This window comes from Hymenobacter daecheongensis DSM 21074, from assembly GCF_900141805.1.
Lineage (GTDB): Bacteria > Bacteroidota > Bacteroidia > Cytophagales > Hymenobacteraceae > Hymenobacter > Hymenobacter daecheongensis.
In genome coordinates this window covers 238,540-252,690 of the sequence record NZ_FQYN01000001.1, presented here as the reverse complement: position 1 = coordinate 252,690, position 14,151 = coordinate 238,540, and the positions used below count along the sequence as shown (strand labels likewise).

At 54.8% G+C, this 14,151-nt stretch carries 13 protein-coding genes; 11 read left to right on the top strand and 2 right to left on the bottom strand.

Annotated elements, in window-relative coordinates; all coding sequences use genetic code 11:
• Positions 1-167 precede the first annotated feature (167 nt).
• Complete coding sequence (locus BUB62_RS01060; protein WP_073105083.1) at positions 168-1,127, top strand: toxin-antitoxin system YwqK family antitoxin; 960 nt, start codon at positions 168-170, stop codon at positions 1,125-1,127.
• Positions 1,128-1,198: 71 nt separating this feature from the next.
• Here the strand turns inward: BUB62_RS01060 and BUB62_RS01055 are convergent, their stop codons facing one another.
• The gene (locus BUB62_RS01055; protein WP_073105080.1) at positions 1,199-1,558 is read right to left on the bottom strand and encodes a YraN family protein; all 360 of its coding nucleotides are present in this window, start codon (positions 1,556-1,558) and stop codon (positions 1,199-1,201) included.
• 129 nt (positions 1,559-1,687) lie between these two features.
• On the opposite strand from BUB62_RS01055, the gene lipB reads away from it, so the two are divergent.
• The 10 genes from lipB to porN all read left to right on the top strand — a co-directional run bounded on the left by lipB (position 1,688) and on the right by porN (position 12,033).
• Positions 1,688-2,485 carry a lipoyl(octanoyl) transferase LipB gene (lipB, locus tag BUB62_RS01050; protein ID WP_084538724.1) on the top strand — a complete coding sequence of 266 codons (798 nt, stop codon included), beginning with the start codon at positions 1,688-1,690 and terminating at the stop codon, positions 2,483-2,485.
• 6 nt (positions 2,486-2,491) lie between these two features.
• Positions 2,492-2,908 carry a hypothetical protein gene (locus BUB62_RS01045; protein WP_073105077.1) on the top strand — a complete coding sequence of 139 codons (417 nt, stop codon included), beginning with the start codon at positions 2,492-2,494 and terminating at the stop codon, positions 2,906-2,908.
• A gap of 69 nt (positions 2,909-2,977) precedes the next feature.
• A complete protein-coding gene (locus tag BUB62_RS01040) occupies positions 2,978-4,045 on the top strand; it encodes an MraY family glycosyltransferase (protein ID WP_073105074.1) in 1,068 nt (355 codons plus the stop codon).
• A gap of 36 nt (positions 4,046-4,081) precedes the next feature.
• Positions 4,082-5,260, top strand: a complete 1,179-nt coding sequence (locus tag BUB62_RS01035; protein WP_073105071.1) for a DUF4271 domain-containing protein — start codon at positions 4,082-4,084, stop codon at positions 5,258-5,260.
• 81 nt (positions 5,261-5,341) lie between these two features.
• Positions 5,342-6,172: a uroporphyrinogen-III synthase gene (locus BUB62_RS01030; RefSeq protein WP_073105069.1), complete on the top strand. Its 831-nt coding sequence runs from the start codon at positions 5,342-5,344 to the stop codon at positions 6,170-6,172.
• 143 nt (positions 6,173-6,315) lie between these two features.
• Positions 6,316-7,305 carry a PorP/SprF family type IX secretion system membrane protein gene (locus tag BUB62_RS01025; RefSeq protein ID WP_073105066.1) on the top strand — a complete coding sequence of 330 codons (990 nt, stop codon included), beginning with the start codon at positions 6,316-6,318 and terminating at the stop codon, positions 7,303-7,305.
• 235 nt (positions 7,306-7,540) lie between these two features.
• Positions 7,541-8,560 (top strand): T9SS ring complex lipoprotein PorK/GldK, encoded by a 1,020-nt coding sequence (porK, locus tag BUB62_RS01020; protein ID WP_073105063.1) that lies wholly within the window; start codon positions 7,541-7,543, stop codon positions 8,558-8,560.
• Positions 8,561-8,646: 86 nt separating this feature from the next.
• Positions 8,647-9,453 (top strand): type IX secretion system motor protein PorL/GldL, encoded by an 807-nt coding sequence (gene porL / locus BUB62_RS01015; RefSeq protein ID WP_073105060.1) that lies wholly within the window; start codon positions 8,647-8,649, stop codon positions 9,451-9,453.
• 61 nt (positions 9,454-9,514) lie between these two features.
• Positions 9,515-11,095: a type IX secretion system motor protein PorM/GldM gene (gene porM / locus BUB62_RS01010; RefSeq protein ID WP_073105057.1), complete on the top strand. Its 1,581-nt coding sequence runs from the start codon at positions 9,515-9,517 to the stop codon at positions 11,093-11,095.
• A gap of 47 nt (positions 11,096-11,142) precedes the next feature.
• The gene (gene porN, locus BUB62_RS01005; RefSeq protein WP_073105055.1) at positions 11,143-12,033 is read left to right on the top strand and encodes a type IX secretion system ring subunit PorN/GldN; all 891 of its coding nucleotides are present in this window, start codon (positions 11,143-11,145) and stop codon (positions 12,031-12,033) included.
• A gap of 117 nt (positions 12,034-12,150) precedes the next feature.
• On the opposite strand, the gene uvrC is transcribed toward porN, so the two are convergent.
• Complete coding sequence (gene uvrC / locus BUB62_RS01000) at positions 12,151-13,974, bottom strand: excinuclease ABC subunit UvrC (protein ID WP_073105052.1); 1,824 nt, start codon at positions 13,972-13,974, stop codon at positions 12,151-12,153.
• Positions 13,975-14,151 lie beyond the last annotated feature (177 nt).

Here is a 14,151-nt window from a genome sequence, read left to right as displayed (position 1 = left end):
AGCGCATACGTCAGGGCTTTTTCTGTTTACAAAGTTCAACACATTGTCCAGGACGGATTGCTTCGCTTTGCTCGCAATGACAACTCCACAATTTCCCCACCTCACCACCGGGGCACCAAATCCCTATATCTTTACGTTCGAGCTTACAAATCTGCCTTATCCCGTTGATGCGCCCATTTCGTCCGTTTCTTTTCCTGCTCACGGCCTCGCTGCTAGCCACGGGGGCGTGCTCCAAAAAGACCGTCTCCTTCAACAGCAAGCTCGATCAGGTGCTGGCTGCCGGCCCCGTGCGCGACTCGCTCACCACCGCCCGCGACACCACCAACGCGCCCTCGCTCGACACGAAGAAAGTGGTGCTGACCAAGGAGCAGGAAAAGGCCGCCAAGGAAAAGCAGAAGGTGGCGCAGCGCACCCCCAAGAAGAAAAAGAACGTCTTCCTGGGCGAAAAAATCAAAAAAAGCTTTACCAAGTCGGGGCCGAAGGGACGCAACCAGGTAATTGAAACCTTCTACTACCTGCGCACCTTCCAGCAGCCCAACGACTTCGCGCCCGCCCGCTACTACTTCGACCCCAAAAAGCGCAAGATTTTCAAAACCACCGAGGAACTGGACCCCGCCACCGCCAAGGTGCTGCACGGCCCCTACAAGAAGATGCAGGGCGGCAAAGTGGTGGAAACTGGCTTTTTCGCGCTGGGCACCCGCCACCTGCGTTGGGAGAAGTTCAACAAGGACAACATCCTGCTTAGCAAGAATCACTATGAGATGGGCTTCCCGCGCGATGCCCAAGTGAGCTTCTATGCCAACGACAAAAAGCGCCTGAAGGAAGTGATTCCCTACGCCGCGGGCAAAATCGATGGCGACTACGTGAGCTTCCTCGAAAATGGCAAGCGCGAATGGGAAGGCCAGTTCGAGAACGGCAAGAAAATAGGGGAGTGGACGCAGTATTGGGGCTTCCGCAACACCAAGGACCGCCGCCATTACGTGTATCAGTACGGCGAGTCCGGCTACGACCCGGAAGTGACGGAGCCCGTTCTCATTAAAGAATACAACCGCAACGGCGTGTTGGTCTTCGAGAAGGACAAGCTCGACAAGCGCGATGCCGTCACCGACCGCCCCGGCTCTAAATAGTGGTGAATGTTGAGTTTTGAATGGTGAATGACTTAGGTGCATTCAACATTCAACCTTCAAAACTCAACATTTCAATAGAAAGCATCTTCGAAATGATTGATGCGGAAGCCGTCGGCCACTTGCAGCAGCGCCAGAATATCGAAGCGGATATCGCCCTGCCAGTCCACTTCCTCCTGATACTGCTCGGCCGCCAGCCCAAACAGCTGCCGCTTGCGCTCGGTCACAAACTCCTCGGGGTGCCCGAACTGCGCCGACGACCGCGCCTTCACTTCCACGAACACCAGCAGCTTCGAGCCGTGCTGCGCAATCAGGTCTACCTCGGCGCGGCGGTAGCGGTAGTTGCGCCGCACTATGGTGTAGCCCTGCGCAATGAGGTGGGCGGCGGCCGCCGCTTCGCCGGCCTGGCCGAGTAGGTGAGCAGCGGAGGCCATAGCGGGAGAATAGTGGGGCAAAAGTGAAGGTTGGAGCTAAATCTAGTACCTTTGCGCGTTTTCCATGCAGTTTTACAATACGCGGAATGTTTCCCGGAGAATTTCACTTTGGGCTGTTTTAAAGCTGATATGACCTCACTTCTTCCCTCGTCTGCAACTTCAGCAGGTACGCCCGTGGCTCCTTTGGAGCCGGCCGTCAGGCAGTTGGGGCAGAACCGGCAGGTGCGCGTGGAGCAGCTGGGGCTGGCCGACTACGCCGCCACTTGGGCGTATCAGGAAGAATTATTGGCTGCTACGGTGGCGCTCAAAACCCGCAACCGGCAAGCGCTGGAAGCAGGACTACCCACTGAGGCCACGCCCAATGTGCTGCTGCTGTGCCAGCATCCGCACGTGTACACGCTGGGCAAAAGCGGCAAGCCCGAGCATCTGCTGCTCGATGAGGGAAGCCTGAACCATTACGGTGCCACCTACCACCGCATCAACCGCGGCGGCGACATCACTTACCACGGCCCGGGCCAACTGGTAGGCTACCCCATCTTCGACCTCGACAATTTCTTCACTGATATTCACCGCTACCTGCGCGTACTCGAAGAAGCGGTTATTCGCACGCTGGCCGACTACGACCTGAATGCTGGCCGCATTCCGGGGCTCACCGGCGTCTGGCTGGGATTTGAGGAAGGAGCGGCCAATCCGCGCAAGATCTGCGCGTTGGGCGTGAAGTGCAGCCGTTGGGTTACCATGCACGGCTTTGCCTTCAACATTAATACTGACCTCACGTATTTCGGGCACATCGTGCCCTGTGGCATCACCGACAAAGCCGTGACCTCGCTCCAGCAGGAGTTGGGCCGCGCGGTGCCGCTGCCGGAGGTCGAAGAAAAGCTGCTGCGGCATCTGGCTGTTTTGCTCGATGCGGCGCTTATCAGATAAGCAGGCATGAAAGACGACATCAATTTTGATCCGGTAGAAGGCGTATCAGTGGCCGTGGTGCCCGACGAGAATGCTGCCACCGAAGAAGGCAAGCAAGGCTGGCAGGTTTATCTGCTCAATCACAACGCCTTTCCGCTGCACAACGTCATCATCAGCTCCAACGGCTACGGCACCCGCGACAACGGTGAAGTAGTCCGCACGTCCACCCTCCGCCACGTCCTGATGGAAGTGGAGCCCCAGAGCGCCACGCCCATCGAACCCATTGACCCAGACCTGTTTCACCTCAACAATCAGTACTGGGTGAGCTACTACCACGGCCCGCAGATTTTCGATAAGAAATACATCTTCGTGCCGGATTCCATTGTGCCTGCCAATCTAATTCACATTGCCCTGCTCAACCGCGAAGGCGTGCTGCACAGCTAGGCATTGATCCGCAAGCCGGCCGTGGAGCGCAAGCCCGCAGTTAGTTTGCTTACTATTTGAGCCGAGAATATGAATCCAATCGGAATTCAGTTGGGGTTGTCCTTTCTCTGGGCATTTCTGGTGGCGCTGTTCGCGGTGCCCTCCATCATCTACATCGCCCACCTGAAAAACATGCTCGACACGCCCAACGTGCGCACCGTACACGAGTCGCTCACGCCACGGCTGGGTGGCGTGGCCGTGTTTGCGGGCTTCATGTCGGCCCTCACCATCTTCGCCGACCTCGGCAATGGCATTCAGCAGCTGCTGGCCGGTTGCATCGTGCTGTTTTTCGTGGGCCTGAAAGATGATCTGGTCAGTATTTCGGTGGCCAAAAAGTTCGTAGGCCAGCTGTTAGCCACCGGCATCGTCATGATCATGGCCGATATCCGCGTCACCAGCTTCCAGGGCATCCTGGGCATCCACGAGTTGCCCATCGGCATCAGCTACGCCTTCACATTCCTGGCCATCGTAGGCATCACCAATGCTATCAACCTCATCGACGGCCTTGATGGGCTGGCCGGCACCATCGTCCTGATTATCACCAGCACCTACGGCTACTACTTTCTGCGCTACGGTGGGGCCGGCTATGGCAACTACGTGTTCGTTGCAGTCTGCCTCATCGGTGGTCTGCTCGGGTTCCTGCGCTACAACTTCCACCGGGCCAGCATCTTCATGGGCGATACCGGCTCGTTAGTGTGCGGCTTCATCGTTTCTATTCTCACCATTCAGTTCATCGAAATGGGCCTGAGAGCCGGCCAGCCCTTTGGCTCGTCGTCGCCCTCCGTGGCCATCGGCATTCTGTTCGTGCCCCTATTCGATACGCTTCGCATCTTCATTGTGCGCATGCTGGGCGGCCGCTCCCCCTTCGCCCCCGACAAGAACCACGTTCACCACCGCATTCTGGCCATGGGCTTCCAGCAGATCAGCACCGTGGTGCTGCTCGCCCTGCTGAATCTGGTCGTCATCCTGTTCGTTATCAATTTCGCGGCCATCGGCAATACCTGGCTTATCGTCGGCATGGTTGCGTTTTCTGTGGTCCTGAGCATCTTCTTGGGCGTCTACCAGAGTCGGAGCGCCCAGCAGCGCGTAACTTCCTGATAAAAAGAGTATTGTCGGCGTAGAAGAGGAAATAGTATGCTTGTCGTCCGCTTCCGTCTGCTGCTATTGTGCCTTATAGCGTCGCTGTCATCGGCGGGCCGGGTTTCGGCTGCCGAATACCGCCCGCTTCCGCTGGCCCCGCGTGGCGGCCTCTCCGCCGATTGGCTGATCTATGATGCTGCCCGCAACAGCCTCATCCTCTACCTTCCCGATTACCATACCCCGGCGCAGGCCTACTACCAATGGATTTCGGTGCGCCCCGACCGCCCCTTGCCCATCACTTTCACGGCCCGCAAAGATCTGAGCCTGTTTCTGGATAACCGCCTGGTATTCAGCGCTGGCAGCCCAGCATCCTACACGCTGGATCTGGCCAGTCTGCTGCCCAAAGCCGAGCGGTTTGGCACCCATCTGCTCTGCGTATGGCAGCCCGAAGTGCCGCCCAATCTGGCTTCTTTCACCAACGCTGCCGCTGCTCCCGCTATCCGACCCGGCAAAGCCGATTCGGCTCCGCTGCTGGCCCAGCCCCGACCGCGCGGGCACCAGGGCCAGAATGTATTTTTGTGCTTTCTGCTGCTCATCGGCCTGCTCTACGGCGGCATTCGCGCCACCTATCAGCCTGGTTTCGCCCGTATCTATCAGTTCGAAGGCCTCTGGAGCAAGCAGGCCAACGACCAGGATTTTCTGACCAAGCCCACCCTGACTTGGCTCAATCTGCTGCTGGTGCTGGTTTTTGCGCTGTCATTTGCCTTGCTGCTGGTCGCCATTCACACCAATATCCAGACCATCGTGATTCTGCGTCGATTGTTCGATGTGCCCGAATCCGCCATCGTGCTGCGCGTGCTGCTCTATGCCGCGCTGGTAGCCGGTTTCGTGCTAGGCAAATACCTGTTTTTGGAGCTAATGGGATACATTTTCGATGTAACGCCCTTGGTTATGGTGCAATACCGCGAATTCGTGCGGACCATTCTGTTCATGGGCCTGTTTCTGCCCTTGGTCATGCTTCTGTATCTGGGCCTGAATCAGACGCTGCCCGAAGCCGTGCTTTGGATATCCAATGGGGTGGTTTCCTTGATGTTGATTGGCACCGTAGTTCGCATTGCCCGTACGCTGCATCGGCGCGCTTCCCTACTGAATCTGCATTTGTTTTCTTACCTTTGCGCCACAGAAGTGATTCCCTTAATCATTCTGCTGAAATTGGTCGTTTTTACCTACTAATGCCTCGATTATCAATCGGTTGGCTGACATTTTCTCTCAACATCCCACTTATCGTCCGAGCCTTACTCTTTTTTTAATTTTATGGCCGAAAGCACAGACAAACCGGGGACGGGCCGTCACGCGAAGCGTATCTCCAGCATCCTTGTCACCCAGCCCAAGCCGACGACCGACGTCAATCCGTACTTTGCCATTGCTGAAAAGCACGGGATTAAAGTCGATTTCCGCGAATTCATCCAGGTCGACCCGGTTTCCTACAAGGATTTTCGCAAGGAGAAAGTCAATATCGCCGAGCATACGGCTATCATTTTCACCAGCCGCAACGCCGTCGACCACTTCTTCCGCATCTGCCAGGAAGCCAAGTTGGAAATGCCGGCCGAGATGAAGTATTTCTGCATCTCCGAGCAGACCGCTAATTACCTGCAGAAGTACATCGTGCTGCGTAAGCGCAAGCTGTTCGTGGGCCTGCGTACCGCCACCGATCTGTTCGACGTTATCAAAAAGCACAAAACGGAGAAGTTTCTCTATCCGTGCTCCGATATTCGCAAAGATGACCTGCCGGAGTTTATGCGGGCCAATGGCTTCAAGTTCAGCGAAGCCGTCATCTACCGTACCGTAGCCAGCGACCTGTCCGATCTGACGGACGTGAAGTACGACTGCTTGGCCTTCTTCAGCCCTTCTGGCATCAGCTCACTTTTTATCAATTTCCCTGATTTTCAGCAGAATGGCACGCGCATAGCTGCCTTCGGCCCCACCACCGCCAAAGCTGTGCGCGATGCTGGCCTGGAGTTGGATATTGAAGCGCCCCTGCCCAATGCCCCCTCCATGACGGGAGCCATTGAAGCCTATATCCGCTACCATCACGGCCTTGAGTCCAGCAAGGATAAGAAGGTAACCGGCAAGCAAAGCGCCTGATTCTGAAAACAGCCGAATATGCTTTTAAAGGCATATTCGGCTGTTTTTTTTCTGTGATTTGTTGCACAGGGTTTTTTCCATACATTTGGAAACCCTTGCGTTGACCACCCCAGCGCGTAACAAACCCTAAATCAGTCGCTTCTATGAAGGGAACTTTACTTGCCACCCTTTTGGTATCGGCAGTTGCCGGTTCAGCCCTTGCACAGCAGCAGCCCCAGTTCAGCCACTACGGCTTCAACGGGATGTACCTCAATCCAGCGTACGCTGGTATTAAGGGCCAAGGCGAAATCACCACCCTGGGCCGTTATCAGTATCTGGGCTACAATGGTAGCTTCGACGATGGCGGCTCTCCCCAAACCTACATGCTGAGTGCTTCTCTGCCGGTTGCTGCTATTGGCGGCGGCATCGGCATTAGCATTTTCCGGGATAAAATCGCGCAGTCCAACATCACGAATGCCCAGATTTCCTATTCCAAGCACCTCAAAGTTGGCGAAGGCCGTCTGGGTATCGGTGTGCAGGGTATCTTCAACCACCTGAGCAAAGGGATTTATCGGGCTCGTGATAACAACGATGCGAGTGTGCCCCGGGAGGGTTCCGATCAGAAGTTTGATGCAGGTGCGGGGGTCTGGTACGAGTCAGACAAACTCTACGCTGGCCTGAGTGTGAACAACCTGCTACGGGCCGATTATCGGTTTAACAGCGAAGGGGGTGGTATTACTGCGCAGGTGATAGGTGAAAACCACGCCTATTTTAGCGCCGGCTACAATATCGAAGCCTCATCTTCCATCATTGTGACGCCTACCGTATTAGCGAAGCTGGTAATGCCCGGCAAATTCGGCGACGGTAACAAGTTTAATTTCAGCAATAACTCGTACGAGGCCGGCGTTCGTGCTACTCTCGACGATAAATTCTGGGGCGGCCTTGGCTATCGGTACGACGAATCGTTCACGGGTCTTTTGGGCATGAGCTTTGCTAAGGACAATGCTCTGCGCTTTGGTTATGCATTTGACTTTATTGCATTTAACCAAGACGCTCGTGCATTCAGTTCGCACGAGATTATGCTCTCCTACCGCCTGCCGAAACCTGGTTTGGCCACTCGTCCCGCTATTCGCACTCCCCGCTACAGCTTCTAAAAATCTAGCTGTCGGGGTTCATTCCGAGGCCCTGATTACGTGTTGACTGAATTTCCAGTGCTGTTGTACTAAGTAGTTGACCTTCTTCGTTCAACCGGTAAGCTGTCGCTTTCGTAGACAGTTATGCGGTATTGAGCGAGAGGCTTGCGCACGAACGTAAGAATCACTAGATTTGCCGGCTCATTAAATTGTAATCTTCGGGTATCGCCGCCTGAGCAGTCTTTTTTTTTCAGACATGAATAAGTTACTCGTATTGCCTCTCTTAGCCCTGTCGGCGCTGCTCATGGGAGGCTGTGGTTTCAGCAAAGGACCGCAGGGCGACCTTGTCGGGGCGCAAGACCGTCCCGAGTTTAACCCGCAGGAGGTACCATTCGGCATGGTTCCCTGCCCCGGCGGCACGTTCCACATGGGCCAGACGGACCAGGATATCTCCGCTTCGATGGTGAACATGAACAAGCAGGTGACTATCGCCGGCTTTTACATGGACGAAACCGAAATTACCAACAACGAGTACCGGCAGTTCATGAACGCCATCCGGCAGGATTCCATCGACGTGCTCGGCGAAGAGTATGTCATGACGGAGCTCTACCCAGATACGACCGTGTGGGTGCGTGACTTCACCTACCACATGGGCGACCCGCTGATGGAGTACTATTACACCCATCCGGCCTTCGATGATTATCCCGTAGTTGGAGTCGATTGGTTCGCTGCTAAGTATTTCTGCAACTGGCGCACCAAGAATAAAAACGCGGCCAACGTGGAAGCCGGTCTGGCTCCAACGCCTAACTTCCGTCTGCCGTCTGAGGCGGAATGGGAATATGCCGCCCGCGGTGGCCGCAATCTGGCAACCTACCCTTGGGGCGGTCCTTATCTGCGCAACTCGAAGGGCTGCATGCTGGCTAACTTCAAGCCCGGCCGCGGCGACTATGCCAGCGACGGTTATGCCTATACGGCCCCGGTAGGCTCGTTCTTCCCTAACGATTTTGGCCTGTATGATATGTCGGGCAACGTAGCGGAGTGGTGCGATGATGCTTATATGGAAGCTTCGGTGCCCGTAGTATGGGATATGAACCCAACTAACCCGGATGACAACGAGCCGCGCAAAGTAGTACGTGGTGGTTCTTGGAAAGACATTTCCTACTTCCTCGAAACCGGCTCGCGTAATTTCGAATACCAGGACTCTGCTCGCTCCTATATCGGTTTCCGCACCGCTATGATTCAGATTGGGCAGGGCACGAACAATGCACTCAACTAACAGTCGCCACGGGCAGCCTTTTCTAAATTCCCGCTCTTCCACAGCTTTCTCATTTCATCCAATCCAATTCTTTCAACTCAAGTAAAATGGCAGCAAAAGGCGGTAGCTTCATGTATGATGTACTGATGCCCAAAATTTATGGTATCGGTGCTGCAGTAGTAATCATCGGGGCATTGTTCAAGATTCTGCACTGGAAAGGTGCTGACATCATGTTGATGGTAGGTTTGGGTACTGAGGCAGTAATTTTCTTTTTGAGTGCTTTCCAGCCCACGGCGAAGGAGCACGATTGGTCATTGGTGTACCCCGAATTGTCGGAAGGCTACGACCCTTCGACTAGCAGTAGCAATAGCTTGGCCGCTAATAACAGCCAAGGCTTGACCCGCAAGCTGGACGACATGCTGAAGGATGCTAACGTAACTCCCGAAGCTATTGCTTCGCTGGGCCAGGGCCTGAACCGTTTGAGCACCACTACGCAGCAGCTCTCGTCGCTGGGCGACGCTACTAACGCTACGGAAGAGTACACCACCAAAGTTCGCTCGGCTGCTCAGTCGCTGGAGCGCATCAACGAAGCTTACGCCCAGACGGCTCAGGCTATCGGTGCTATGTCCGATGCTACTTCGGATGCCCGTGAGTACCACCTGCAGGTGCAGAACGTGACCAAAAACCTGGGCGCTCTGAACGCTGTGTATGAAATGGAGCTGCAGGATGCCAACACGCACCTGAAGTCCATGAACAAGTTTTACGGTACTCTGAGCCAGGCTATGGAGAACCTGACCGAGGCTGGCAAAGAAACCGACCAGTTCAAGCAGGAAGTAACGCAGCTGACCAGCAACTTGGGTTCGCTGAACCGCGTGTACGGCAACATGCTAAACGCCATGCGCTCTAACGGCTAAGGCCGCTAGCAACGCAATGAACGTTTCTGTCCAATAATTTTATCGACTAGGAAAGAACACGATGGCGGGAGGAAAAGAGACTCCACGGCAAAAAATGATCGGCATGATGTACTTGGTACTGACGGCCCTTCTTGCCCTACAAGTTAATTCAGCAATTTTGCTCAAGTTCAAGTTCTTGGATGACAGCCTGTTCGGTATCAACGAAAAGGTAGACAAGGCTAACGCGGGCACAGTGAAGGGGATTCAGGCGCAAGTCGTGAAGAACCGCAATACGCCCGCTGATGTGGCCGTATTGAAGCAAAGCGAAGAAATTCGGACCCGTACGCAGCAGATGGTAAGCTACCTGCGCGATGTACGTGAAAAACTCATGACGGCCACGGAGAACAAAGGCAAGAATGAGTTCAAGAACATGAGTGCCGAAGACAAAGTAGCCATCACGATGCTGGGTGGCAGCAAGAACGGTGCTGCTTATGCTATGAAGGATGAGCTGAACAAGTACGCTACTTACATCAAGCAGTTCGTTCCAAACGCAGCTCTTCTGGCACTCGATGCCAAGGAAGACCCGATGGTGACGGACCCGGAGCAACGCAGCAAGAATTTTGCGGAGTTGAATTTCGAAAATACCCCTGTGGTTGCTGCTTTGGCCGTTCTGTCGCAGAAGGAAGCTGAAGTATTGAAATACGAGTCGGATGCTTTGGCTGCCCAATCGGCTAAAGTTGGTGGCAACATCATCGTATTCGATAAGGTTGGTGCTTTCGCCAGCGCAGAGTCGAACACGGTAGCTGCCGGCACCAAGTACAAAGCAGAGCTCTTTCTGACGGCTTCGGCTTCGGGCCTGAACCCTTCGATGACGCTGAATGGCTCGCCGTTGCGCGTTGGTCCTGATGGAAAAGGTCTGGTGGAATTTACCGCTCGTCCCGGCTCATTTGATGCTTCGGGCAATGCCAAAGCACAGTGGACGGGTTCTATTCGCTTCAAGCAGAATGGCCGCGATACTACTTTTAAGGTGACGGTTCCTTACACCGTGACTAAGCCCGTAATGCAGATTCAGTCGGCTTCGGTCCAGGCGCTGTATTTCAAGTGCGGCAACAAACTTAGCGTGCAGGTTCCGGCTTTGGGTGCTCAGTACAAGCCTAGCTTTGGTGCTTCCGGTGCCTCGGTTATTCAGGGCTCAAAGCTGGGTGATGTAACGCTAGTACCTAATTCGCGCGAGGTTACGCTGAACGTGAGCAGCGGCGGTAACGCCATTGGCTCGCAGACCTTCCAGGTTCGCCCAATTCCGAAGCCCGACATTCAGTGCTGGGTTGGTGGTCGTCCGGCCAATGAGAAGCAGGGTACGCCCGTTACGGCTGTACGCAACATGATTCTGAAAGCGGTGCCGGATGCTGGTTTTGCCACCTTCCTGCCCGACGATGCCCGCTACCGCGTAACGCGCTACGAAGTAACGCTGGTGCGTGGCAAGCGCCCGGCTATGCCGCCCATGACTTTCAACGGTCCGGATGCTAACCTGACTTCGGTGGTAAACGCGGGTCGTGAAGGCGACCGTCTTTACATCGAGGTGAAAGAAGTGAAGCGGATGAACTTCCAGGATCAGATGGAAGATGTAAAAGTGTCGAAGCAGTTCAATATTCCGCTGCTGTAAGCGTTACACTGCTGAACTAACCGATGCGCTTTTTTGATTACCCTGGTATGAACAAATTCCTTTTCTTCGCCGCTTTTTCGGCTGGTATGATGCTGTCGGTGGCAGCCTCAGCTCAGGAGCAAGCCACCACCGCGAGCAGCAATGGCTCGTATCGCCCGATTCCGAACTCGGACATCATGTTCCGCAAGACTATCTGGCGGGCTGTTGATCTGCGCGAAAAGCAGAACAAACCGATGTTTTCGGAAGGCAAGGAAATCAGCCGGGTGATTCTGGAAGCAGTGAAGCGGGGAGAGCTTCAAGCTTATCGTAACGACTCGCTGACGACTACTTTCACGCCTACGGAGGTATCCGGCAACATGTCGTATGCTGAAACTAACGCGGGCCTGAGTGACGAGGAAAAAGCCGCTGGCTTCAGCGACGATGCCGCGGCCGATGATGGCTGGGGAACCCCTAAGAAAACCGCCAAAGGCAAAAAGGTAGCCGCGGCTCCCAAAAAGCCTGTGGCTCCGCCGAGCTACGAGTATCGTCCCAAGGATATCTACCAGATGGAATTGAAGGAGGATATGATCTTCGACAAGAAACGGTCGCGGATGTATCACGACATCAAAACCGTAACACTGTTAGTTCCTTCAACGCTGGGTGCCAACACTTCCGGTATTGAAAAGACGATTGCTACGTTCAAGTACAGCGACCTGGTGCGCGTGTTCCGGGCTAATCCGGACAAGGCTATCTGGTTTAACTCGCAGAACGACGCGCAGCACAAGAACCTGGCGGATGCCTTCGAGTTGTGGTTGTTCAACTCGTACATCGTGAAGGTTTCTAACCCGAACGATTCACGACTCGACGAAATCTACGGTGGGCAGCAGCAGGGCATCTTGGCCTCGCAGCAAGCCGCTTCCGATTTGATTGAATATGAGTACAACCTGTGGAGTTTCTAGACCACAGATTCATCCGGATTTTTCGGACTTTACGGATTTTGTAGTCAAGTTCCAAGTAAACAAAGAGCCCCGGCCAACATGGTCGGGGCTCTTTGTTTACTTGGGGTTTAGTGTTGCTTAGCTCCCGGAGCTGGCAGCCGGGGTTTCCTGCTGGCTGAAGTAATCGAGCAGGATGCGGGCTTTGGCTTTGCCTACTTCTTCGATAAGCTGTAGTTCGGTAAGCTCCTTAATTTTCTTGACGGACTTGAACTTGGTTAGGAGCTTGTCGGCGGTGACGGGGCCGAGGCCTTTCACGTCGGTCAGTTCAGTTTTGAGGGTAGCCGCGTCGCGGCGGCTGCGGTGGAAGGTGATGCCGAAGCGGTGTACCTCGTCGCGCATGCGCTGGAAAAGGCGGAGCGACTCGCTCTTTTTGTCAATGTAGAGCGGCAGCGGATCGTTGGGCACGTAAATTTCCTCCAAACGCTTGGCGATGCCGATGACGGCCATCTGACCCCACAGGTTTAGGTCTTTGAGGGCTTTTACGGCCATGCTGAGCTGGCCTTTGCCGCCATCGACAATGACGAGCTGGGGCAGGGACGCGCCTTCATCGACCAGGCGACGGTAGCGGCGCGTGACGACTTCGTACATGGAATCGAAATCGTTGGGGCCGACTACAGTCTTAATGTGGTAGTGGCGGTAGTCCTTCTTGCTGGGCTTAGCATTGCGGAAACACACCATGGCGGCCACCGGGTTGTCGCCCTGAAAGTTGGAGTTGTCGAAACATTCAATATGCTTAGGTAGCTCAGTAAGGCGCAAATCCCGCTTGATGCCTTCCATGATGCGCACCTCGTTCACGTCTTTGCTCCGGTCATTCATGCTTTCCTTCTCCTTGCGCAGGTAGAGCACGTTTTTGATGGACAGCTCCAGCAGCTTGCGCTTGTCGCCGATCTGAGGCACCGTTACCGTAACGCCAGCCAGCGGTAGGCCCGGAACATCGGTATTGACCAGGATTTCCCGCGACTGGCTTTCAAACTCGGTCCGCATCTGCATGATCATGGGCGCCAAGATTTCGGCATCCGTCTCGTCCAGCTTTTTTTGTACTTCTATTGACTGCGTGAGAATGATGGAGCCGTTCATCACCTTCAGATAGTTGATGAAGGCGCTTTTCTCGTTGGAGGCAATGCTGAACACGTCGATATTGGACAAGGCAGCATTCACGACTGTGGACTTGGCCTGGAAGTCGTCGAGACGGTCGAGCTTCTGCTTGAGGGCGTGGGCCAGCTCGTATTGCTGCTCTTGGGCCGCGGCCGTCATCCGTTCCCGGAAGTAGGCCTTAGGCACGGTGAGGTTGCCGCTGAGAATGCTGCGGATCTGCTGGATATACTGGGCGTAGGTTTCCTCGTCCTGGTGGCCTTCGCAGGGCCCTTTGCAGTTACCGATATGGTATTCGAGGCACACCTTGAACTTGCCGGCGGCCACGTTTTCGGGTGAGAGGTTGTAGGTGCAGGTGCGCAGCGGATACAAAGCCCGAATCAGCTCCAGCACCACATTCATGGCGGTCAGGTTGGCGTAGGGGCCGTAGTAGCGCGAGCCGTCGTTAATCTTGTTGCGCGTGGGCAGCAGGCGCGGAAACCGCTCGTTGGTGATGCACAGGTACGGGTACGTCTTGCCGTCTTTCAGCAGGATGTTGTACTTGGGCTGGTTCTCCTTGATAAGGTTGTTTTCGAGCAGAAATGCATCCGATTCGCTATCGACGATGGTAAATTCGATGCGCCGGATATTCTTGACCAGCTGCTGGGTTTTCTTGTTGTGGTCCTGCTTGCTGAAATAGCTGCTTACCCGCTTGCGGATATCAATGGCCTTGCCGACGTAAATGATCGTCTCGTCGTCGAAAAACTTATAGATACCGGGCCGGTGCGGCAGGTGGCGAATTTGCTCCTGTAGATGTTCTTTAGCAGCCATAGAATCACTGATTGACGCGGATTTTTCGCTGATTACGCTGATTGCGTACGCAGGGCAGCGAACAAAAAAAGATGCTCTGCTCCAGATACGGACGGAGCCGCGCAAGGTGCAGGATCAGCACAATATTGCGCATTCTCTAACAAAAAATGTGGCCAGGTTGTCCCGGCCACATTCCGT

Coding starts and splice junctions, on each gene's coding strand:
- BUB62_RS01060 (WP_073105083.1), top strand. CDS start 168: ATGCGCCCATTTCGTCCGTTTCTTTTCCTGCTCACGGCCTCGCTGCTA.
- BUB62_RS01055 (WP_073105080.1), bottom strand. CDS start 1,558: ATGGCCTCCGCTGCTCACCTACTCGGCCAGGCCGGCGAAGCGGCGGCC.
- lipB (WP_084538724.1), top strand. CDS start 1,688: ATGACCTCACTTCTTCCCTCGTCTGCAACTTCAGCAGGTACGCCCGTG.
- BUB62_RS01045 (WP_073105077.1), top strand. CDS start 2,492: ATGAAAGACGACATCAATTTTGATCCGGTAGAAGGCGTATCAGTGGCC.
- BUB62_RS01040 (WP_073105074.1), top strand. CDS start 2,978: ATGAATCCAATCGGAATTCAGTTGGGGTTGTCCTTTCTCTGGGCATTT.
- BUB62_RS01035 (WP_073105071.1), top strand. CDS start 4,082: ATGCTTGTCGTCCGCTTCCGTCTGCTGCTATTGTGCCTTATAGCGTCG.
- BUB62_RS01030 (WP_073105069.1), top strand. CDS start 5,342: ATGGCCGAAAGCACAGACAAACCGGGGACGGGCCGTCACGCGAAGCGT.
- BUB62_RS01025 (WP_073105066.1), top strand. CDS start 6,316: ATGAAGGGAACTTTACTTGCCACCCTTTTGGTATCGGCAGTTGCCGGT.
- porK (WP_073105063.1), top strand. CDS start 7,541: ATGAATAAGTTACTCGTATTGCCTCTCTTAGCCCTGTCGGCGCTGCTC.
- porL (WP_073105060.1), top strand. CDS start 8,647: ATGGCAGCAAAAGGCGGTAGCTTCATGTATGATGTACTGATGCCCAAA.
- porM (WP_073105057.1), top strand. CDS start 9,515: ATGGCGGGAGGAAAAGAGACTCCACGGCAAAAAATGATCGGCATGATG.
- porN (WP_073105055.1), top strand. CDS start 11,143: ATGAACAAATTCCTTTTCTTCGCCGCTTTTTCGGCTGGTATGATGCTG.
- uvrC (WP_073105052.1), bottom strand. CDS start 13,974: ATGGCTGCTAAAGAACATCTACAGGAGCAAATTCGCCACCTGCCGCAC.